Genomic DNA, 19,888 nt, shown 5'->3' with positions numbered 1-19,888 from the left:
CTTGTCAGGCCCGGAAGGTCAAGGCAGAGTGAGACAAAGGAGGACGAACTATGGCAGCCGAACAACTCAAAGACCGCGCTATTCCAGGTCCCAAACGCGACTATGTGGGCTATGGCCGCCGTTTGCCGAAAGTGGTGTGGCCCGACGAGGCGCAGGTGGCGGTCAATCTGGTCGTCAACTACGAAGAGGGCTCCGAGTACGCCAAGCCGCTGGGCGATGAGCGCAACGAGGGCCTGGCCGAGATCAACTACGCCCTGAACCCCAAGTACCGCGATCTGTGTACCGAGTCGGTCTATGAGTACGGCAGCCGGGCCGGCATCTGGCGCCTGCTGCGGCTGTTTGACGAGTATCGAATTCCGACCACCTTCTTCGCCTGCGCGGTGGCTCTGGAGCGCAACCCCGAAGTCGGCCAGTGGATGCAGGCCAGCGGCCACGAGCCGTGCTCGCACGGCTGGCGCTGGAGCGAACACTGGCTGCTCAGTCGCGACGAAGAGCGCCAGCAGCTGCGCTGGGCCATCGAGTCGATCCAGAACACCTGTGGCCAGCGTCCCCAGGGCTGGTACTGTCGCTATGGGCCGAGCGTCAACACCCGCGAGCTGCTCGTCGAGGAGGGCGGCTTTGTGTACGACTCGGACGCCTATAACGACGACCTGCCCTACTTTACCGAGGTGAACGGCCGCCAGCATCTGATCGTGCCGTATTCGTTGACTTATAACGACGCGCGTTACGTCCTGCCCCAGGGCTACGGCAGCCCGACCGATTTCTTTGAGACCTGCAAACGCGGCCTGGACGAGCTATGGCGCGAGGGGGCGGCCGGCTATCCCAAAATGATGTCGATCGGTCTCCATCCGCGTCTGGTCGGCCAGGCCGGTCGGACGGCCGCGCTGCGGGAGTTCCTCGACTACGCGCTGAACAAGGGCGGGGTGTGGTTTGCCCGGCGGATCGATATCGCCCGGTGGTGGCGGGACCATCACACGGAGTTCGTCCGCTGACGCGGCTTGACTCGGTTTTCCCCAGGCTCGATGATTGGGCAGCTGAGACGGAAGGGAGTACCACCCATGGCGACAAAAGACATCAAAATTGCCTACGGTATCGACGTGGATGCGGTGGCCGGCTGGCTGGGCTCGTACGGCGGCGAGGACTCGCCGGACGACATTTCGCGCGGGCTGTTCGCCGGCGAGGTCGGCGTGCCGCGTCTGGTCAAGCTGTTTGCCAAATACGACATCACAACCTCCTGGTTCGTGCCCGGCCACTCGATCGAGACCTTTCCCGAGCAGACCCGGATGGTCGTCGAGGCCGGGCATGAGATCGGTGCCCACGGCTACGCCCACGAAAATCCGATTGCCATGACGCCCCAGCAGGAAGAAGATGTGCTGCTCAGGAGCATTGAGTTGATCGAGCGCGTGGCGGGCAAACGGCCGACCGGCTATGTGGCCCCGTGGTGGGAGTTCTCTCCCATCACCAACGAGCTGCTGCTGAAGCACGGCTTTGCGTATGACCACAGCCTGATGCACAACGACTTCCACCCCTACTACGTCCGGGTCGGCGACCGGTGGACCAACATCGACTACGCCAAACCGGCCGCCGAGTGGATGAAGCCCCTGCAGCGCGGCCAGGAAACGGATCTGGTCGAGATCCCGGCCAGCTGGTACCTCGACGACCTGCCGCCGATGATGTTCATCAAGAAGTCGGCCAACAGCCACGGCTTTGTCAATCCGCACGATATTGAGCAGCTGTGGCGCGACCAGTTCGACTGGGTGTACCGGGAGTACGACTACGCCGTGTTTGCGATGACCATCCACCCGGATGTGAGCGGTCGCCCGCAGGTCTTGCTGATGCACGAGCGGCTGATCGAATACATCAACGGCCACGCCGGGGTGAGCTGGTGCACGCTGGGAGAGATCGCGGCGGATTTCGCCCAGCGTCAGCCCAGGGGCTGAGCCGGATGAATCCAGGGATGAACACTTAATCATGAATCCGGTTCAGGGAGATGCTGATGCGGAACAGGACACGAGTGCTGCTGGCTGTCGGAGCGTGCCTGACCGTTTTCGGTCTGGTCTTTGGTCAGCTGACCGCCACGCCCTATATGGCCCAGGCCGACTTGGTGCCACAGGCCCACATCCCGCCGCCGAGCGCGGACGGTCCGGTCGGTCTGATCGGACGCCGCAGCCTCGACCTTGACGGGCGGCTCCATCTGCTCGGACTCGACGACACGGCACGTCCGCTCGTCCTCGTCTTTCTCGACACCGCCTGCCCCATCTCAACCCGTTACGCGCCGTATTTGAACGAACTGTTCCGTCAGGCCGGCTCGGCCGAGGTCAGGAAAAGGTAGGCGTGGCCCTTGTGGCTGACCGCCGTCACAGCGGGTTGTAGAGACAGGCGTCCAGCAGGCTCAGCACCTCGTTGAGCACGGCTGCGGGAGTTTTTTCAACAAATCGCGCCTGCCGGCTCGCCCAATCAACGGACTTGAGTTGTTCGACCATGATGTAGCCGGTCAGGGACGACTCGTCGGGAACCGCCACATGAAAGGGAATGTCCTTGAAGGTATTGGTTATGGGACACACCATGGCAAGCCTGGTATGACGGTTGAACAAGGTGTTGCTGACGACCAGTGCCGGCCGACGGCCTCGTTGCTCGTGTCCGGCCTGCGGGTCAAAGGTCAGGATCACGAAATCCCCTTTCTCTGGGACATATCTGGGCATTTACCAGACTTCCCTACCGGCAGGTGGTCCCCAGTCCAGTTCTTCAGCCCGATAGCCTTTCGGCATTTTGGCTACCAATGCCTCCAAGTCGTATCTGCCTCGCACCTTGGTCACGGGTTCAACGACAATCCGCCCCTTGTGGACGGACACCTGCACTTCGTCGCCTACGCTGATCTGGGCTTCTTCCAAAAGCGCCTTGGTGAACCGAAGCCCCTGGCTGTTGCCCCATTTCTGAATCCTGGTCAGCATCGCTTTTCTCCTCGGATGACCAAATGTATAGCCAAGGTATATCCCCCATTCGGCCGTAACTCAAGGGCGCAGGAGGTGCAGGAAATTCCCCTTTCCCGCTTGACGCTGTCCTGTCACTGGCTATAACAAGCCGATGCCACAGCGCAGTCAGACAACCCGTATCTCTGTCTCAGCCGACTCCCCCCTCGACCTGTTGGCCGTGAGTCTGACGATCGTACTGTGTGCCATTTGGGGCGGCGCCTTTGTCGCCATCAAGGTCGGAACGATGGACATGCCCCCGCTGGGAGCCGGGGCGCTACGCTTTCTGCTGACCAGCCTGGTGCTGACCGGCTGGGCCTACTACCGGCGGGTTCCGCTGCGCTTCGGACGGACCGAAGCCATGCTGCTGCTGATTCTGGGAGTTTTGTTTTTTTACACCAATGTGGCTGCCTACGTTGGCACGTCGCGAACGACTTCGGGCCGGGCGGCGGTTTTCTTCTACGCCCAGCCGATTTTCCTGGCCCTGCTGGCGCCGTATTTCCTGCCTGGTGACCGACTCACCCTGCGCAAGCTGTCCGGCCTGGGGCTGGCCTTTGGCGGTGTGATCGTGCTGTTTCTGGCCAAGCTTGGCGGCGGCATCACGCCGACCCTCATAGGTGACGCCATCGTGCTGAGCGGCGCGGTCGCCACCGCTGTCTCCGGGGTGATGACCAAGCGGGTGGCCGGTCGGATCCATCCGGTGGCCCTGATCTGTTGGCAGTCCTGGATGTCGTGGCCGCTGTTGGGTCTGTCTTCCTGGATGTGGGAGGCGGACGCCGTGTTTGTTTTTTCCGGCCGGGCGGTCGTGTCCATCCTGTACCTGGGCATTGTGTCGGCCGCCTTTGGCTTTGTTGCCTATGCCTGGCTGATCCAACGCAACTCGGCAACCCGGGTGGCGGCGCTGACCTTTCTGTCGCCTGTGTTTGCCGTGCTGTACGGTTGGCTGCTGCTCGGTGAGTACATGGGGGCCAGCCAACTCGCCGGTGTGGCGGGGGTGTGCCTGGGCGTATACATTGTGAACAGCGGCCGGATGCCGTATCCGCAGACGGCGGCGGACGACCAGGAGCGGGGCGTGCCTACGGCTGGAGGAGAGGTGAGAGTGTCGGGCGCACGATAGCGCGTCCTCCCAATCAAGTATCTTGTTGCTTTCCTTCCCGGTGCTTGCCCGGTGCTTGCCCGCCGGACGCCTGGTCGGGAAGAACACGGACAAGGATTCGTTACCCATGATGAGTTATGCTCGCACTCTGGGCTCTCGCTGCAGACCCGCGCTGCTCGCCTTCGTGCTGGTGCTCGGTTTTTCTGCCGTGGGCCAGACCCAAGGCGGTCGTGCTGAGGGCGCGTTCAGAGCAGCTGCGGCCACGGCTGAGGCCACAACCCCCACCGCACTCAGTATTAGCCTGCCGGCGGTGACCGCCGCCGAGCAGGTGGAGTGGGCGCTGAGGGACACGACCGGCCCGCTGCAAGTCGGCTTTGGCCGGGAGATCCCGATCGCCTATCAGGACGCTCTGGCGCCTCGGCTGGAGTGGGTCACACGCAGCGATGGGACTCTGGTCAGCGCGGTCAGGGTCACGTCCCCCAGCGCCTGGGCACTGCGGGTGGCCGTGTCTGCCATCTTAGGCCCCGACGCCACACTGCGCTTCTTCAATCCGGCTGACCCCGATCAGCACTTCGAGCCCGTGACCCGGCAGAATTTCACGTCCCAAGATACTGACCAGGGTACTGACCAGGATACCGGGTCGGCTGAGGATCTGGAGCTGCCCGACCTGCCGGTCTGGTCTCCCGTCATTGCGGGTGAGACCGTCGGAATGGAAATCAGCCTGCCGTCGTCCCAAGCCCTGTCTACTTTCTCGCTGTATGTGGACCAGGTCTCTCATCTGGTCTCTCATCCGGTCTCTGACCAGGTCTCTTCCGTGCCGCGCTACCAGCCGCAGCGTCTGGTCGATATTGGTCGCGCTTCGTGTGAGCACATTGATATCCAGTGTGCAGACCCGCCGGTGGACCCTCAGGCAGGCGCAACCGCCAAAATGATTTTTACGACCGAGGATGGCTATACCGCCGCCTGTACGGGCACCCTGCTGGAGGATAAGGACGACACGTCTTCCATTCCGTATTTCCTCACCGCCCATCACTGTATCGAGACCCAGTCCGTCGCCCGGACGCTGGTCACCTATTGGGACTTTGAGCGCGCAATCGAGCGCACAAGCGACAGCGAAAGCGAAATCTGTGAGGGGAACGATCCAACGACAGTCACCCAGCTGACCGGTGGAGCCGACCTGCTGGCGACGCACCCCGAGTCGGACTCGAGCCTGCTGAGACTCAGGCGCGCCCCGCCGGGTGAGCGCGAGTATGTGAGCTGGGATGAGACGCCTCTCACCCATCCCTCCGAGGTGTATGGGGTGCATCACCCTGCGGCCGACCTCAAGAAATACAGTGCCGGGCTGACGGTAGATTTCAGAAATATCTATCTCGGTCCCGAGCTACAGGAGGTTCGGACTGTTGAGGTGATCTGGTCGCAGGGCACGGTCGAACCGGGCAGCAGCGGGGCCGGCCTGTTTGACGCGCACGGACAGCTGCGGGGCGTCTTATCGGGCAGTCCTACGGACATGGAGTGCGGGGCCAGCGTTGTGTATGGTCGTTTTGACCGCTTCTTTCCCCTGATCCGCCACCATCTGGAGCCCGACGGGGATATGGATGGGAATACGCGTGAGGCAGCGACCGGCGTGGGCGCGGCGTCCTCCACCCCGCGCTCGCTGGAGTATGGAGGAGATATCGACTATTTCCGGGTCGAGGTGGCCCAAGCCGGAACCCTGACGGTCGAGACGACGGGCGACACGGATACGGTCGGGCAGCTGCGGGGAGCCGACGGTCAGCGGCTCGGCGAGGACGATGATGGGGGCAGCGGGCTCAATTTTCGGCTGGCGCGGCAGGTCACAGCCGGGATCTACTATATCCGGGTGAGCGGCTTTGAAAATGCTACTGGACCGTACACGCTGGTCGTGCGCTTCGCTGGAACAGGAACACCGGGAGAGGGTCACGCCGGAACGCTTGAGCAAGCCAGCAGCGTTGCGCTCAACTCGTCCACCTCGGGGGTCTTGGAGGACGGGGGAGATATCGACTATTTCCGGGTCGAGGTGACCCGAGCCGGAACCCTGACGGTCGAGACGACGGGCAACACGGATACGGTCGGGCAGCTGCTGGACGCCGACGGCCAGCGGCTCAGCGAGGACGACGACGGGGGCAGCAGGCTCAATTTCCGGCTGGCGCGGCAGGTCACGGCCGGGACCTACTATATCCGGGTGAACGGCTTTGGGGACGCGAGCGGAGCGTATGTACTGAGCGTGCGCTTTACCCCGGCACCGTAAAGTGAAGGTGGCCCAGCGACTTATCCGGAACCCAGCGGTTCACATAGACTCTCAGCCGGAGGAACGGTTCCCATAGGCCTCTAGGGAGCAGGCTCGGGTGATGGTGTTGTCAGCGTAACACCGCCTCAGCGATCATGTCGTGCAGTATGGCCTGGGCTTGCGTCCCCAAACGCTGCTCAGCTTTGGCCTGCCACAGGCCGACGGCCGCCAGGGTGTGGGCTTGTGAGGCGGGGTTGGTGCGTGTTTTGGCTATGCTGAGCGCCTGGACGGTTAGGGAGGCAGCTTTTTCTTGCGCCCCCTGTTTTGTATAGTCGGCGGCGACTTTGGCCAGGAGTTCCGCTTTTTCCGGTGCCGCCTGCATACGCTGTATGACACCGACCGCCTGGTCGTACCGACCAGCCTGGTGGTGGACTTCGGCCACCATCCGTAGCGCGGCTTCGCGCTGGCTTGGCAGCCTGATGGCCATCACAAGCTGCACCGCTGCCTGGCTCTCACCGGCCCGTGCGTAATAGCGCGCGAGCTGTCCCAGGGCGCTCGCTCTGGGCTGTGAATCCTGAAGGGATCGGATCAGACTCACGCCGTGGTCGGTCCGACCGGCTCTGAAATACTCCAGCCCAATCTGGGCCACGACCTCGGCCTGACGCGCCTGATCGGTCATGGCTTCAGCAATCCGGAGCGCTGCGGCGAACTCACCCGCCCTGGCCTGACTCCGGGCAATGCGGGAAAAAGCCTGAGCCTTCAGGCGCGGGTCTTGTATCGTCCTGGCCTGCCGGAGCGCCTGTTGGCCGGCATCCTCGTCGAGGTAGGCGCGGACGACACGTCCGACGACCTCATCCCGCTGGGGCTGGCCGCTCAACAGTTCGGCGAGGTGGAGGGCGGGCGCGATTTGCCCGAATTCAAGATAGCTGCGGGCAAGGTGTGCCAAAGCCTCTGCCCGCTGGCCTGGCGCTCGGATTGCTTGGGCCAGCTGACGCGCCTGTTGCAGCTCCCCCCGATTCAGATAGCTGAGCACAATGCTTTCCTCGATTTCGGCCCGACGAATCTGGTCGGTCATCGTTTGTGCGGTCCGACGCGCCGCTTCAACGTCTCCAGCCTCAACCTGACCGAGCGCCAGCTGGACCCTGGCATCGAGGCGTTGCCCAGGGTCTTGAATCGTGTCTACCAGCGCGTGAGCCGTGTCCGTCTGGCCGGCTTCGAGGTGGCCCAGGGCAATGCGTCCGATAATACGTGCCCGCTGCGATTGCTCGTCGATTGCCGCGGCGACGTGTTGGGCTGTCGATAACACGTCCCGGGCCGGCTCAGCCAGGCCCAATTCGAGATGTTTCTCGGCAATCTCGGTCAGGGCTCGGGCGATGAGGAAAGGCTGCTCATGGCTCGCTTGCAGATGCTGGATCAGACCGGAAACGCGCTCGGGCTCACCGGCCTCAACTGCGGCCTGAGTGATCGCGACCAGGAGAGTGATCCGATGCCGCAACTCTTGCAGGTTCAGGGCAGTCTGGAGGGCGCGGTCGCTGTGGCCCAGGCGGACATAGGCATGTCCTATCTGTCCCAACACCAGACTTTTGAGAGGAGGATGAGAAACCCGCTGGGCCAGCTGGGCGGCCTGGTCCAGCATCGCTAGTGCTGTCGCCTGTTGGCCGGGGTGGGTCAGCCTGCTGGCGATCTCGCTCATCACCCAGGCGCTCGACGACGCTCTCCCTGCCCCGTGGGCGACTTTGAGGGCGTCCGCGTACCGACCACGCCTGACATGCTGAAGCGCGATGTCGGTTAAAAGCTCTACTCCGAACAGGGCGTGAGTCGTGACGATTTGCCGGGCAAACCGCAGGCCCTGCTCGGAGCGGCCGGCGCGTATGGCTCTGCGCGCCAGACGCTCCAACATATTCGCCCCGTGCGGACTGTCGCCGATCAGCTGAGTCGCCCGTGCCGCCCGGTCGTCCTGGTCGAGTTCCAGATAGGCCAGCCCGATCTGTTCGAGAATTTGCGCCCTGTGGACCGTCTCGGGGAGTCGCTGGGCCAGGAACAGGGCGCAGGCCAGGGGACTGCGTTCAGCCTCAGCCTTGGCCGTGACACTGGGAATGACCGCATTCTGTAAGGCGCCGAGGGTGTAGGGACCGATAAGAACAGGATCGGCGATGGGTCGGGTCGGGCGACGGGCGGAGGGCGAAGCCGGGTGGACACTGCGCGCTTTGTGCAGCGCGGCCCGGTACAGCTGGGCGGCGGTGACAAAGCTGGTGCGTTCGGCCGCCCGGGCTTGCTCAAACAGCTGAACGGCTTCGGCCAGAGCAGGATGGCCGGACTCGTCGGATTCGGAACAGCTGGTGAGGAGGAGTCCGGCAACGCCGGCCGACAAGAGGCCCAAGAGGCTGAGGCGAAACGGCTGCCAGGTGAACATTGCTTCTCCCCGGAACCCATGCGGCTTTCCCGCGGGCTGAGGCGAGCGCTATCTAAGGATGCCCCACCTGTCGAAACCGGGTTCCCGGCGCCGGCGGGTTTTCCGGCGGTCCGGCAAAACACTGGGCGATCGACATCCAGGACTGCGCCGTGTCGCCGCGTACCTGAAGGCTGGTATCGGCGATATTGCGCACCTGGGTCACGACCTGACAGAACTCAAGCGCCTGGCCTCGAACCGCGTTCTCGTCCTGGGGCGGGTTCCACTCCCACACCTCGCCCGAGGGTGCGTCGAGCCGGACATAGGGTGGATCGGCAGGAACGGGCAGGTCCCGGTTGCGAAAGGTCCAGCCAAAGGTATTGATGCCGATCACGGCGACGTTTTTGAGGCGGTCGGTCGCGCTGCGCTGTTTGCCCAGCACATCGTACACAGCCTGGGCGTGCGCCCAGGTCTCCATCAGGCGGGCGCTGATGCTTGAGCGCACGCTCATATCCGGGCCGACCCATTTGACCCGCAGCTTGGGGTCGGCGTCGGCAAAGCGGTCCGCCATTGCGGTGTAGAACTCCCGCCAGCGCTGCAACAGGGCTCGGTTGCACAGACCGTCCAGCCACTCGTGGGTGGCGGCCAGGCGGCTGGCGCCTTTTTTGCCCGTCCGACCGAAGGCCCGGATAAAGTCGAGGAAGGCCCGGCTGTCTTGCAGCGAGAGATCGGCCAGATAGTTGCCGAGATGGATATGGGCCAGCACGTCGTTGATGGTCCAGTCCTTGAACTGGGTCGTGCGGCTCCAGTCGTGTTCTTCAAGGCTGTCGAGCAGCGCAAAGAAGACATCGCTCTCTGCGCGAAAATCGAGCGCTTGGTCTAACATGTGGCGGTGCTCTCCCTTCTTGTCATGCCGTTCATCATTCGGCATTCATCCTTGGTCATTTACAGTTCGGCGGTCCTGAAGAAGCGGCGCAGGATACGGCTCAGCGTGAAGGCGTCCCGCGTTCCGGCCACCTCACGAATAGAGTGCATGGCCCACTGCGGCACGCCGACGTCAATCGTCCGCACGCCGATCTCGGCTGCGGTCAGCGGTCCGATCGTGCTGCCGCAGGCCATGTCGCTGCGGACCACGAAGGCTTGCACCGGGCTGTCTTCCTCGGCCGCCAGTTTGCGAAAGATGGCGCTGGTCTCGCTGTTGCTGGCGTAGTGCTGGTTGGCGTTCAGCTTGATGACCGGACCGTGGTTGAGCAGCGGGCCGTGGTTGTCGTCGTGGCGGTCGGAGAAGTTGGGGTGCAGGCCGTGGGCGTTATCGGCCGAAATCAGCACCGAGCGCGACAGCGCCCGCCCGCGCTGCTGGGGGTCGGGCACGACGCGCTCCAGCATCTGCCTGAGCATCGGCCCGCGCGCCCCGGCCGCCGAGGTGCTGCCGACCTCTTCATGATCGTTGGCCACCAGCAGGGCGGCCTGCTCGGGCTCGGCCTCGGTCAGGGCCTGGAGACCGATAAAACAGCTCAGCAGGTTGTCGAGCCGGGCCGAGGCGATGAACTCCTGTTCCAGGCCGATGAATTCCGGGCCTTGGGTCGGATAGAAAAACAACTCGTAGTCCAGCACCTGGGCGACATCCGCAGCGCCGTCGGCCTCAAGCCGGCGCTGGAGGAGGGGTTTCAGCTCCGGTTTTTCCTCGGTCTGCCCGAGGATGGGCGGCAGATAGGTCTGGGCGTTGATCGAGCGGCTGGTGTTGGCCTGGCGGTCGAGATGAATGGCCAGGCTGGGAATGACCGCCACGGCGTGTGAGAAATTGAGCAGGCGGTGGGCGAGTCGGCCGTGCTGGTTCAGATAGCTGACCCGCCCGGCCAGCGACAGGTCGCGATCAAACCACGGGTTGAGCAACACCCCGCCGTAGACCTCGACCCCGAGCTGGACATAGCCGTGGCGGTGTAGCTCGGGCTGGGGTTTGACCTTCAGACACGGCGAGTCGGTATGCGCTCCGACCATCCGAAAGCCGCGTTCGGCCGGTGAGCCCTCGACCGGCATGGTCCAGGCGATGATCGACGAGTCATTGCGGGTAATGAAATAGCGTCCGGCGGGTCGTAGCGACCAGGCGTCGGCCTCGGCCAGGCGCTCAAAGCCGGCCTGTGACAGGCCGGCGGCCATCTGCTCGACGGCGTGGAAGGGCGTCGGGGAAGCGGTCAGGAAGGCGGCCAGCCCTTGGTTGAAGCGGTGTTGGTCCATCGCTTCCTCTTAGCGCCGGACCTGACCGATGGCAAGACGCCGGCCGCACGCGGAATGAGGCCCGGGTCGTGCATTGCCGATGAGCAGGCTGGCTGGGCGGAGCGTCATCCAACAAGCCCCCCCGCCCAGCCGTAGGGTAGAACACCCGCTAGCTGACGACCTCAGAGTGTGGGACCTGTTCCAGCAACTCGGCCGGATCGTAGCGCACCCCGCCGCGCACGACCGTGGTCGTACTGCGCAGCTCCCGCACGTCGCGGAGCGGGTCGCCGTCGAGAATCGAGAAATCCGCATAGCGGCCCGCCGCCACACTGCCGACGTTGTCCTGCTGGCGCAGATAGCGGGCGGCAACCGAGGTCACGGCCTTGATCGCGTCCATGGCGCCAAGCGCTTCGGACAACAGCTCAATCTCGCGCAGCAGGGCAAAGCCCGGCGGCGGGTAGGGCAGGCCGCCACAGTCGGTGCCGCCAACCACCAGCCCCCCGGACTCGTGCAGGATGCGGGTCGCTTCCTGGTGCTTCTCCAGCGCTTTGACGCACTTTGCCGGGTCAAAGATGCCGGGGTGAATATCCCAGTCGGGTCGCTCGCCAATGCGCGAGGCCATGGCTCGCTGGCGTCCCAGAGCCATAGGCGGAATATAGCGGCGGTCGGGGTCTTTGAGGGCGGCTTGGGTGCCGAATTTTGCCAGCCACAACAGGTCGAGCGTGGTGCCCATGTTGACCTGCTTGTCGACCATGGCGCCGAACCAGGTCTTGGCGCCCTCGCCCTCCAGGTCGGCCTCTTCCCAGCCAGCGGTGATCTGGGTCCAGAAACCGGGGTCCATCATCGACGCACCCGGACCGAACTGCATGTCCAGGGCGCAGAACTCGTTGTAGGGCGAGATCCACATATGCTCCAGGCCGTCAATGCCCGCGTTGATGAGGTCAAGCGAGTGGCTGTAGCCCAGGTGGCCGGTGACCGGCACGCGCTTATCGACAAAGCGAATGATCGCCTTGGCCGTGTCGGGCGGCAGGGTGAAGTACAGCTTGACCCCATCCACCCCGGCCTTGAGCAGCTCGCCGATTTTTTGGGGTACGGCTTCCACCGAGGGCACGCTGTCGAGCATTTCGCCCAACTCGCCGTTATAGTCCATGCTCTGGTCCACTCCGTCGAGCAGCGGGCCGAGGACGAACAGGCGCGGGCCGAGTTTGGTGCCGGTCTTTAGGTCTTCCCGCAGCTGGGTGACCTTCTCCAGCTTGCCGCCCACATCCCGGGCGGTGGTCACGCCGGCGGCCAGAAACAGCGGCAGCGATTCGCTGTCCAACAGGGTGGCGTGGACGTGGGTGTCGATCAGGCCCGGCACGACCGTCTTGCCCGTCAGGTCAATGACCTCGGCGCCGGCCGGCGCCGGCGCTTCACTTCCGGTGATCTGGCTGATGCGCTCGCCATCGACAACGATGGACACGCCTTCCTGCGGTTGATCCGCCAGGCCGTCAATCAGCCGGGCGTTGGTGTATACCTGTGGCATATTCCCCTCCTTCATAGTGCTGTCCTGCCTCTGTCTTACAACGCGTCCTTTGCTTTTACCAGCCGCGCGAGCGAGCCCGAATCGGGCCGCTCAATGTGAAGCAGGGTTTAATCGAAAGTGGCCTTGAGGCCGCCTGGGGTGGTCAGGCACAGCAGGCCATGCACGCCCAGCCATAGGCGGTCGAGGGTCCCGCCGGGCAGCCAGCGGACATCGCCATAGTAGACCACATCCCACCACAGGTGGCTTGCCAGGCCCACCCCATAACCGGCGACCAGGGTGGCCAGGAAGCCGGCTCGGCGTCCGAGCAATAGAGCCAGCACGAAGAAAGACAGGCTGCTGTGGAAGAGGGGATTACGATGGCCGCCAATACCCAACAGTCGAATATCCCAGTCCGGAAAGACCGTGCCGAGGTAGCACGGGATGAGCGCGGTGAAAAAGATGCCGACGGCGCGGCTCTTGGCGCGCAGGGCGACATAGCCCATGAGGAGGAGAATCCCGACCAGACTGTGCTCGGCCCGGTCGGCGCTGTGCTGTCCGAACAGAGCCAGCACCGCCCAGTTCAGCAGGATGGCGGACAGGACAAGGACGCAGATAAGAACGAAACGCTTCACCCTTCAGGCCGTGATCGTCTGGCTCTCGGTCGGTAACCTGCTGAGCGTCAGCTCCTTGAGTTGGACTTTCTGGCTGGCATTGTCGATATCGATTCCGACGAGGTTTCCACTGGCGTCGTAATCGAGCACGAGCCCTTCGGCAACCTCTTGACTGTCCGTACTCGGTTGCTCAGAAAGGTCAATGTAGAGGGAGTCCGTATCAGGGTAATAGGTCAGCTTCATGGTTTAAACCGCTTTTTCAGATACGGGCGTTTGCGCAAGATCTCGTTCTCAAAATAGTCAGTGAATTTATACGGGTCCACGGCCTGAGACTTAGCCATTCCCATACGGCCTGGAAGCAGGGCGCGGTCAAGAATGAAAACCGCTACTGGGCATCGGGATTGGCAGTATCCTCTTGGCGGACGCCGTTCGGGCCGGGCTTGGACTCGGGGGACGGGGCGTTGTCGCTCGCCTTGCCGGCATCAGAGAGATGCTCCATAAAGGTCCAGTCCTTGCTGGTGATAATGGTCTCCAGATTTTCGAGCCGCCGGAGCACGGCCTGCCACTCGGCCTGACTCAGGACGACGTGGCTATCGGGCTGGAGTTCCTCGCGTAAGAGCTGCCTGACCTGCTCGGCACTCAGACCGCGTTGGCGCTGAAGGATGAACTCGTGGACTTTGCGCTCCTGCCAGGACTTGCCGCCCAGGCCCAACAGGCCAAAGGTGGACATGGCGTGGGACGCCAGGCCGAGCCCCCAGCCCAGCACCGGCCATATGGCCCACAAGACCTGGGGCGAGGTCAGGAGATTGACACACACCAGGAAACCATTGACCAGGAGATAGCTGCCCAGATGGGCGTAGAACTCCTTGAGCTGTTTGACGCGTTTCCTGGCCTCACGTTCGAGATCGTCGGTATGCGAATCGTGGTGTTTCATACCCTCAGCCTGCCACGGCCGGGGAGCCCAAATCAACCGGGTGAAGCGGTCAGTATTGTCAGGCAGATTCTCTTACTGCTATCAGCGGCTAGAGGTTCAGGGTATGCCGCAAAGCCGGGTCAACAGCGTCCATCGGAAGCGAGCCAATGACGCGGTCAATTGCCGATTCAACGACTGTAGCAAGATTATCCGTCATCACGACTGAGTCGGTGAGTAGACCCGATTGTTGTCCTTCGGAAGTGGAGAGTAAGACGGTGACGCGGCTGGGATGATTGGCACGGAATATTTTGCTGGTAATCATCGCCACAATCACTTGCGGCAGGCTGGTTTGCAGATTGTCAGCTTGAACGATCAACCCTGGCCGTGGTTTGGCCGTAAGCAGGTTGGAATCTGGAAAGAGCACCAAGACGACATCACCGCGGCGGTAGCTTGGATTTGGCGGCGTCGTAGTTGTCATAGATACTCATCTCGGGACTTTCCCAGTCTTCGGCAAAGGTCGTCAGGCGCGCGCGTAAATCTTCCGCCTGTGCCTCGTCAATACCCCGGTTGTGTAAATTGACAGAATCAGACGAAAGAAACGTGACAAGAACGGAGGCGCCTTCCTGCGCCTCGCGGGGCATTTCCGAAAGTTCGATCTTCCCCCCGCGATACACGCCTGCAATCGTTGTGAGCATGGCTTTGACTCCTTTCGTGACGCCTCTCTGTATGGCACACAAACCCGCCTGTTGCCAGGCTGGACACACCGGCAAGGACGCGAACGCTTGATTTGTGAGCCGGCTTCGGGGCACAGTGGCCGACAGCGAGGAGGGCGTTATGGCTGGACCGCTCGAAGGCATCCGGGTGCTGGATTTCGGTATGGCTGCGGTCGGACCGCTGGCCACCACCTATCTGGGTCTGCTCGGCGCAGACGTGATCAAGGTCGAGCAGCCCAGCGGCGATATTGTCCGCCGGCCCAGCGGCCCGACAATGGGCGGCATGGGCACGACCTTCATCGGCAACAACCACACCAAACGCGGCGTGTGTCTGGATCTCAAGGATGACGCCGAGCGCGAGATCGCGTGTAAACTGGTGGCCACGGCCGATGTCAGCCTGGACAACTTCCGTTCCGGCGACATCATGGAACGCCTGGGCCTGGGTTACGAAGTCCAGCGCCGGATCAACTCCCGGATCATTTATTTGCAGGCCTCGGCCTTTGGCAACCGTGGGCCGTGGAAGGGCATGTTGAGCCACGAATGGATGACCCAGGCGGCCGGCGGCTATACCAGCCTGAACGGAAAACCGGGCGGCAAGCCGGAGTTTTTGCGCGGTACGGCCAACCTGGACTGGAACGCGGCCATGCTCAACTGTATCGGCCTGCTGGCCGCGCTGTACGTCCGCCGCAAGACCGGCCGGGGAATGAAGATCGAAACCAGCCAGCTGCACGCTACGGCCCTGGCCGGCCTGACCCGCTATGCCGAGTACTTCTCGACCGGCGCGGTGCCCGAGCGGATGGGCAGCGCGCGTCCGCATATCGTGCCCGACCAGGCTTTCGCAACCGGGCTGGGAGCCCTCAGCGTGTCGGTGATCCACAACGGCGTGTGGGCCCGTCTGTGTGAAGCCCTGGACCTGTCGGAGCTGGCGGCCGATCCGCGCTTTGTCACCAACGCCGCGCGGGTCGCCAACCGGGACGCCTTGATTCCGCTGCTGGAGGCGCGCTTCAAAAAGAAGGCGGCCTGGCAGTGGGAGGCGGTGCTCACAGCCCACGGCGTGCCGTGCGCCCGGTATCGGCGCGACATGCCGCGCACCCATGCTGTGAAAGACCACCCCCAGACCCGGGCCAACCGCATGATGGACACCATCGAGACCCCGTGGGGACCGTGCAATGTCAGTCGGGCTCAGTGGCGGTTCAGCCGCGACAGCACCGCCATCGCCCGTCCGGCTCCCCGGCTCGGCGAGCATCAGCAGGAAATTTTTCACGAGCTTGGGATCACGGACCGGTCGCGGGTCTCGGCCGCCTGACGGCTGCCGCAATCTGAAGGAGCGGCTATGGCCTTGGCACTCGACGGCATCACGGTTGTAGACATCTCTCAGGGGGTTCCCGGCCCGCTGTGCTCGACCATGCTGGGCGATCTGGGGGCCGAGGTCATCAAGCTCGAACCCCCGGATGGGGACTGGCTGCGGACGGTCGGGCCTTTTAGCGAGACCGAGTCCGACCTGTTCATCCGCCTCAACCGCAACAAAAAAGGCGTGTGCGTCAACCTGAAAGAACCGGCCGGCCAGGCCATTGTTCGGCGTTTGGCCCGGGCCACCGACGTGTTCATCGAGGGTTATACGACTGGGGTGGCCGAGCGTCTGGGGCTGTCGTACGCCGAGCTGTCCGCGCATAACCGGGGGCTGATCTATTGCGCCATCTCGGGTTACGGCAGTCAGGGGCCTTTGGCCCGGACGCCGGCTACCGAACTCGACCTGCAAGCCTTTGTCGGAAAATTTCGCCAGCTCGGTACGCCCGACGAGCCGCCGCTGCGGGTCGGTTTTGATATCATTTCCGTCAACGCGGCCTGGGCTGCCTGCCAGGGCATTCTGGCCGCCCTGTACTCGCGCGAGTCGAGCGGGGAAGGTCAGCGGGTTGAAACCTCGCTGCTGGATGCGGCGGTCGCCATCATGCAGTGGACGACTGCGGCGGAAAGCAACCCGGACGAGTGGCGCGCCCGGCCGCTGTCCGGTTACACCGAAGCGCCGGACCACGGCTTTGCGTGCAAAGACGCCCACTTCCTGATGGACTGGGGCAACCGGAATGACGCCTGGCAGATCCTGTGTACGACGCTCGGCGCGCCCCAGCTCGGTACCGACCCCCGATTCAACGAGTGGTTCAAGCGCCTGAACAGCAAGGCCGAGCTGGCCGAGGCGCTGAAACCCTTCCTGGCCAGCTGGAGTTTTGACGACTTGCAGCAGCTGGTGCAGGGCATGGGCGGCACAATCGTGCGGATGAATACGGCTGAGACGCTGTTCCACAGCCCGCAGGTCGAAGCCCTGGACATGCTGAAGGAGCTGGAACACCCGGTGGCCGGAACCTACACCACTATTGATGTGCCCTGGCTGTGTTCCGAGCCCCTGGCCCGCCTGTCCCCAGTCCCGGCTCCGAGCCTGGGCCAGCACACCGTGCAGGTCCTGGGCGGTCTCGGTTACGCTGCGGACCAGATATCTCAGCTTGTGACTGCCGGTGTTGTTGTCGGGTCGAGCTGAGCCCGGGTGCGGAGGGCGGGCGTGCGGATTGTACTGACCGGCGGTTCGGGCGACCTGGCAAGCGTGCTGACCCCCAGGCTGGAAGCGCGCGGCCACACGCCCGTGCGCCTGGATATTGTCCCGCCGCGTGACCGCCGGGGTGTGTACGTGGCCGGCTCTGTCCTCGACCGCGCCGGCCTGGCCTGCCGCCTGGCCGAGGCTGACTGCGTGGTGCATATTGCCGCCTGGCACGGCGTTCACGAGACGGCCGAGCCACCCCTTGGAAAAGACATCTACGCCTTCTGGGACCTGAACGTCACCGGCACCTTCAACGTGTTCGAGGCCGCGACCAGAGCCGGCATCGCACGGCTGATCTATGTGTCGAGCACCAGCGTCCGCAACAGGCACGGCGTGTACGGCCACACCAAGGTGGTGGGCGAAGAAGTCGCCCACAGCTATGCCGGCCGCCACGCCATGAATGTGGTGGTGCTGCGGCCGCGCGGCTTTATTCCGCACTGGAATCGGACTGTGTATGACTCGTTTGTCGATTGGCTGAAGTGGTTCTGGCGCGGTGCGGTGCATATTGATGATGTTGCTCGGGCGGTCGTGCAAAGCCTCGATCTGCTGGCCACGACCCGCCTGGAAACGCCGCCGGTCCTGACAGTTGACGGCGCCTATGAGTATACGGATGAGGATTTGGCCAACTGGGACGCCCAGGGGCCGGGCTCAAGCTTCCGGCGTTACTACGCGGCCTACGAAGCCCTGGTCCGGCGCTGGGGACTGGTGCCGGAAGACAAGCCCTTCAAATACGATCTGATGGAAACCCGGCGCCGCCTGGGCTATCAGCCGCGCTACAGCCTGATGGACGCGCTGCGTGAACTGGAACGCTACGGCCCGGTCGGCCCCCCGCCGCCCGATTAGTTATATGTAGAGGCGAGCCCCTGTGATCACCCAGACCGCTTGCAGGCAGGCGGTCGCAGGGGGTAGAGGGAAGACAAGCGTGATGCCCCGAACAGTCAGGAGGATGAGATGAGCTATGACATGCTGATTAGCAGCGCCCGTATCTGCGACGGGACCGGAGCCCCGGCCTTTGACGGCAATCTTGCCATCAAGGACGGCAAAATCGCCGGGCTGGGCGCTGTCTCGGGTGAGGCGAGCAGACAGATAGACGCCCAGGGCCTGATCCTCGCCCCGGGGTTCATCGACCATCACACCCACTATGACGCCCAGATTTCCTGGGACCCGCTGCTGACCAGCTCGTGCTGGCACGGCATCACCAGTGTGGTCATGGGCAACTGCGGGGTGGGCGTGGCCCCGTGCCGGACGGATGAGCGCGGCATTGTGGCCTGGGATCTGGTGAATGTGGAGGCCATGCCCTACGAGGTCTTGCTCAACGGGGTGTCGTGGGCCTGGGAGAGCTTTCCCGAATACCTGGCCGCAATGAAAAAACGGCCCCTGGCGATCAACACTGGTTTTCTCGTTCCGCTGTCCGCCCTGCGCTTTTTTGTGCTCGGCGGGGACGCCCCGGAGCGGGCCGCTCGACCGGATGAGATTCAGGCCATGGCCGATGCCCTGCGCCAGGCCATGCGGGCCGGCGCGTTCGGTTTTTCGCTCAGCACCCTGCGCCAACACATCGGCTATCAGGGTCGGCCTCTGGCCAGCCGTCTGGCCAGTCACGAAGAGTTGGGCGCGCTGGCCGACGTGCTGCGCGAGGTCGGCCACGGCGTCATTGAGCTGGCCCTGACCAGCACCGCCGGCCTGCTGTCAGAAGACGAGCTGGAGCTGCTGAAACTGCTGGCCGAACGCAGCCAGCGGCCGATCACCTGGCTGGCCCTGCTGGATCGGACGGATATGCCCTACGCCTACCGTGCGGCCCTCGACACCGTCGCGCCGTATATCGAGGCCGGGATGCGCATCCACCCCCAGGCCACCCCGCGTCCGGCGCGCCAGTACCATACCCTGCGCACCCCGTTCATCTTTGCCAGCTTTGCCTCGTGGAAGGATGCTTTTAACCGGAGCGTGGAAGAGCAGCTCGCCCTGTATAAAAGCCCGGCTTTCCGGGATGCCTTTCGGGAAGAACTCAAAGGCAAGGGCGGGGTGGTGTTTACCGGCCAGTGGGACCGCCTGAGTGTGGTCCGGGTGACCCGGCCGGAGCACGAAGTGTTGATCAATAAGACTATTGAAGAGGTTGCCGCGCTGGCCGAGAAGGACCCGGTTGACGCCCTGCTCGACCTGGTCATTGCTGAGAATCTGGAGACGGGGTTTCTGTTCGCGGCCACCAATACCAACCCGGAGGCGGTCCAGGAGCTGATTACCAACCCTCACGTGTTGCTCGGCCTGTCGGATGCCGGCGCGCACGTGGACCAGAGCTGTAATGCGGGCGTGCCGACCTATCTGCTGCACGAGTGGGTACACAACCGCGGCAGCCTGTCCCTGGAACGAGCGGTCCAGCGCCTGACCGCCGAGCCGGCCGATTTTCTGGGCCTCACAAAGAAAGGCCGCCTGCTGCCGGGTATGGACGCCGACCTGGTGCTGTTCGATCTGGAGACGGTCAAGCCGTGTCCGCTGGAGTGGGTGAACGACTTGCCGGGTGGCAAGCAGCGTCTGATTGAGCGGGCCGAGGGCATCGCCTATACCCTGGTCGGTGGCCAGGTTCTGTTCGACCACGGCGAGCACCAGGGGGTGTTTCCGGGCCGGGTGATGGACAGCGCTGATGCCTGAGTGT

20 protein-coding genes are annotated in these 19,888 nt (G+C 63.6%); 9 read left to right on the top strand and 11 right to left on the bottom strand.

Going from position 1 to position 19,888, the window contains the following annotated elements; translation table 11 throughout:
• The first annotated feature begins 50 nt into the window (after positions 1-50).
• The 3 genes from J4F42_07145 (at position 51) to J4F42_07135 (ending at position 2,332) form a co-directional block, all read left to right on the top strand.
• A complete protein-coding gene (locus J4F42_07145) occupies positions 51-992 on the top strand; it encodes an allantoinase PuuE (GenBank protein MCE2485272.1) in 942 nt (313 codons plus the stop codon).
• Between the two features lie 66 nt (positions 993-1,058).
• The gene (locus J4F42_07140) at positions 1,059-1,940 is read left to right on the top strand and encodes a polysaccharide deacetylase (GenBank protein MCE2485271.1); all 882 of its coding nucleotides are present in this window, start codon (positions 1,059-1,061) and stop codon (positions 1,938-1,940) included.
• 56 nt (positions 1,941-1,996) lie between these two features.
• A complete protein-coding gene (locus tag J4F42_07135) occupies positions 1,997-2,332 on the top strand; it encodes a hypothetical protein (protein ID MCE2485270.1) in 336 nt (111 codons plus the stop codon).
• 25 nt (positions 2,333-2,357) lie between these two features.
• Here the strand turns inward: J4F42_07135 and J4F42_07130 are convergent, their stop codons facing one another.
• Positions 2,358-2,702, bottom strand: coding sequence for a type II toxin-antitoxin system PemK/MazF family toxin (locus J4F42_07130; protein ID MCE2485269.1), 345 nt, complete (start codon positions 2,700-2,702; stop codon positions 2,358-2,360).
• The gene (locus tag J4F42_07125) at positions 2,703-2,951 is read right to left on the bottom strand and encodes a hypothetical protein (GenBank protein ID MCE2485268.1); all 249 of its coding nucleotides are present in this window, start codon (positions 2,949-2,951) and stop codon (positions 2,703-2,705) included. It lies immediately after the preceding gene.
• Between the two features lie 133 nt (positions 2,952-3,084).
• Between J4F42_07125 and J4F42_07120 the strand changes: the two genes are divergently transcribed.
• Together J4F42_07120 and J4F42_07115 are read left to right on the top strand one after the other, a co-directional pair.
• The gene (locus J4F42_07120) at positions 3,085-4,086 is read left to right on the top strand and encodes a DMT family transporter (GenBank protein MCE2485267.1); all 1,002 of its coding nucleotides are present in this window, start codon (positions 3,085-3,087) and stop codon (positions 4,084-4,086) included.
• A 106-nt stretch (positions 4,087-4,192) separates the two neighbouring features.
• Positions 4,193-6,331, top strand: a complete 2,139-nt coding sequence (locus tag J4F42_07115) for a pre-peptidase C-terminal domain-containing protein (protein MCE2485266.1) — start codon at positions 4,193-4,195, stop codon at positions 6,329-6,331.
• A gap of 109 nt (positions 6,332-6,440) precedes the next feature.
• On the opposite strand, the gene J4F42_07110 is transcribed toward J4F42_07115, so the two are convergent.
• The 9 genes from J4F42_07110 to J4F42_07070 form a co-directional block, all read right to left on the bottom strand.
• Complete coding sequence (locus tag J4F42_07110; GenBank protein ID MCE2485265.1) at positions 6,441-8,723, bottom strand: hypothetical protein; 2,283 nt, start codon at positions 8,721-8,723, stop codon at positions 6,441-6,443.
• Positions 8,724-8,775: 52 nt separating this feature from the next.
• Positions 8,776-9,585, bottom strand: a complete 810-nt coding sequence (locus J4F42_07105) for a TIGR03084 family protein (protein ID MCE2485264.1) — start codon at positions 9,583-9,585, stop codon at positions 8,776-8,778.
• A 59-nt stretch (positions 9,586-9,644) separates the two neighbouring features.
• The gene (locus J4F42_07100; protein ID MCE2485263.1) at positions 9,645-10,934 is read right to left on the bottom strand and encodes a M18 family aminopeptidase; all 1,290 of its coding nucleotides are present in this window, start codon (positions 10,932-10,934) and stop codon (positions 9,645-9,647) included.
• A gap of 148 nt (positions 10,935-11,082) precedes the next feature.
• Positions 11,083-12,438: an amidohydrolase family protein gene (locus tag J4F42_07095; protein MCE2485262.1), complete on the bottom strand. Its 1,356-nt coding sequence runs from the start codon at positions 12,436-12,438 to the stop codon at positions 11,083-11,085.
• 107 nt (positions 12,439-12,545) lie between these two features.
• On the bottom strand, positions 12,546-13,049 hold the full coding sequence (locus J4F42_07090; protein MCE2485261.1) for a hypothetical protein: 504 nt from the start codon (positions 13,047-13,049) through the stop codon (positions 12,546-12,548).
• Positions 13,050-13,052: 3 nt separating this feature from the next.
• Positions 13,053-13,271, bottom strand: a complete 219-nt coding sequence (locus J4F42_07085) for a DUF2283 domain-containing protein (GenBank protein ID MCE2485260.1) — start codon at positions 13,269-13,271, stop codon at positions 13,053-13,055.
• A gap of 142 nt (positions 13,272-13,413) precedes the next feature.
• Positions 13,414-13,962 (bottom strand): 2TM domain-containing protein, encoded by a 549-nt coding sequence (locus J4F42_07080; protein ID MCE2485259.1) that lies wholly within the window; start codon positions 13,960-13,962, stop codon positions 13,414-13,416.
• An 88-nt stretch (positions 13,963-14,050) separates the two neighbouring features.
• Positions 14,051-14,419 (bottom strand): type II toxin-antitoxin system PemK/MazF family toxin, encoded by a 369-nt coding sequence (locus J4F42_07075; protein ID MCE2485258.1) that lies wholly within the window; start codon positions 14,417-14,419, stop codon positions 14,051-14,053.
• On the bottom strand, positions 14,376-14,636 hold the full coding sequence (locus tag J4F42_07070; GenBank protein ID MCE2485257.1) for a hypothetical protein: 261 nt from the start codon (positions 14,634-14,636) through the stop codon (positions 14,376-14,378). Before J4F42_07070 ends, J4F42_07075 begins: the two co-directional genes overlap by 44 nt.
• Before the next feature lie 139 nt (positions 14,637-14,775).
• Here J4F42_07070 and J4F42_07065 point away from each other — a divergent pair, with 139 nt between their 5' ends.
• The 4 genes from J4F42_07065 (at position 14,776) to J4F42_07050 (ending at position 19,884) form a co-directional block, all read left to right on the top strand.
• Positions 14,776-15,960, top strand: coding sequence for a CoA transferase (locus J4F42_07065; GenBank protein ID MCE2485256.1), 1,185 nt, complete (start codon positions 14,776-14,778; stop codon positions 15,958-15,960).
• Positions 15,961-15,987: 27 nt separating this feature from the next.
• Complete coding sequence (locus tag J4F42_07060) at positions 15,988-17,184, top strand: CoA transferase (protein MCE2485255.1); 1,197 nt, start codon at positions 15,988-15,990, stop codon at positions 17,182-17,184.
• A gap of 21 nt (positions 17,185-17,205) precedes the next feature.
• Positions 17,206-18,084, top strand: coding sequence for an NAD(P)-dependent oxidoreductase (locus tag J4F42_07055; GenBank protein ID MCE2485254.1), 879 nt, complete (start codon positions 17,206-17,208; stop codon positions 18,082-18,084).
• 108 nt (positions 18,085-18,192) lie between these two features.
• Positions 18,193-19,884: an amidohydrolase family protein gene (locus tag J4F42_07050; protein ID MCE2485253.1), complete on the top strand. Its 1,692-nt coding sequence runs from the start codon at positions 18,193-18,195 to the stop codon at positions 19,882-19,884.
• Positions 19,885-19,888 lie beyond the last annotated feature (4 nt).

It is taken from the genome of Desulfurellaceae bacterium, from assembly GCA_021296095.1.
Lineage (GTDB): Bacteria > Desulfobacterota > Binatia > Bin18 > Bin18 > JAAXHF01.
Note: the sequence above shows the minus strand (reverse complement) of the source record. Positions and strands in the feature narration are given on the sequence as shown.

Bases quoted from the DNA above. Each gene is read 5' to 3' on its own strand.
- J4F42_07135 (MCE2485270.1), top strand. From the start codon at position 1,997: ATGCGGAACAGGACACGAGTGCTGCTGGCTGTCGGAGCGTGCCTGACC.
- J4F42_07065 (MCE2485256.1), top strand. From the start codon at position 14,776: ATGGCTGGACCGCTCGAAGGCATCCGGGTGCTGGATTTCGGTATGGCT.
- J4F42_07105 (MCE2485264.1), bottom strand. From the start codon at position 9,585: ATGTTAGACCAAGCGCTCGATTTTCGCGCAGAGAGCGATGTCTTCTTT.
- J4F42_07080 (MCE2485259.1), bottom strand. From the start codon at position 13,962: ATGAAACACCACGATTCGCATACCGACGATCTCGAACGTGAGGCCAGG.
- J4F42_07140 (MCE2485271.1), top strand. From the start codon at position 1,059: ATGGCGACAAAAGACATCAAAATTGCCTACGGTATCGACGTGGATGCG.
- J4F42_07100 (MCE2485263.1), bottom strand. From the start codon at position 10,934: ATGGACCAACACCGCTTCAACCAAGGGCTGGCCGCCTTCCTGACCGCT.
- J4F42_07085 (MCE2485260.1), bottom strand. From the start codon at position 13,271: ATGAAGCTGACCTATTACCCTGATACGGACTCCCTCTACATTGACCTT.
- J4F42_07125 (MCE2485268.1), bottom strand. From the start codon at position 2,951: ATGCTGACCAGGATTCAGAAATGGGGCAACAGCCAGGGGCTTCGGTTC.
- J4F42_07115 (MCE2485266.1), top strand. From the start codon at position 4,193: ATGATGAGTTATGCTCGCACTCTGGGCTCTCGCTGCAGACCCGCGCTG.
- J4F42_07050 (MCE2485253.1), top strand. From the start codon at position 18,193: ATGAGCTATGACATGCTGATTAGCAGCGCCCGTATCTGCGACGGGACC.
- J4F42_07070 (MCE2485257.1), bottom strand. From the start codon at position 14,636: ATGCTCACAACGATTGCAGGCGTGTATCGCGGGGGGAAGATCGAACTT.
- J4F42_07145 (MCE2485272.1), top strand. From the start codon at position 51: ATGGCAGCCGAACAACTCAAAGACCGCGCTATTCCAGGTCCCAAACGC.
- J4F42_07075 (MCE2485258.1), bottom strand. From the start codon at position 14,419: ATGACAACTACGACGCCGCCAAATCCAAGCTACCGCCGCGGTGATGTC.
- J4F42_07095 (MCE2485262.1), bottom strand. From the start codon at position 12,438: ATGCCACAGGTATACACCAACGCCCGGCTGATTGACGGCCTGGCGGAT.
- J4F42_07130 (MCE2485269.1), bottom strand. From the start codon at position 2,702: ATGCCCAGATATGTCCCAGAGAAAGGGGATTTCGTGATCCTGACCTTT.
- J4F42_07110 (MCE2485265.1), bottom strand. From the start codon at position 8,723: ATGTTCACCTGGCAGCCGTTTCGCCTCAGCCTCTTGGGCCTCTTGTCG.
- J4F42_07060 (MCE2485255.1), top strand. From the start codon at position 15,988: ATGGCCTTGGCACTCGACGGCATCACGGTTGTAGACATCTCTCAGGGG.
- J4F42_07120 (MCE2485267.1), top strand. From the start codon at position 3,085: ATGCCACAGCGCAGTCAGACAACCCGTATCTCTGTCTCAGCCGACTCC.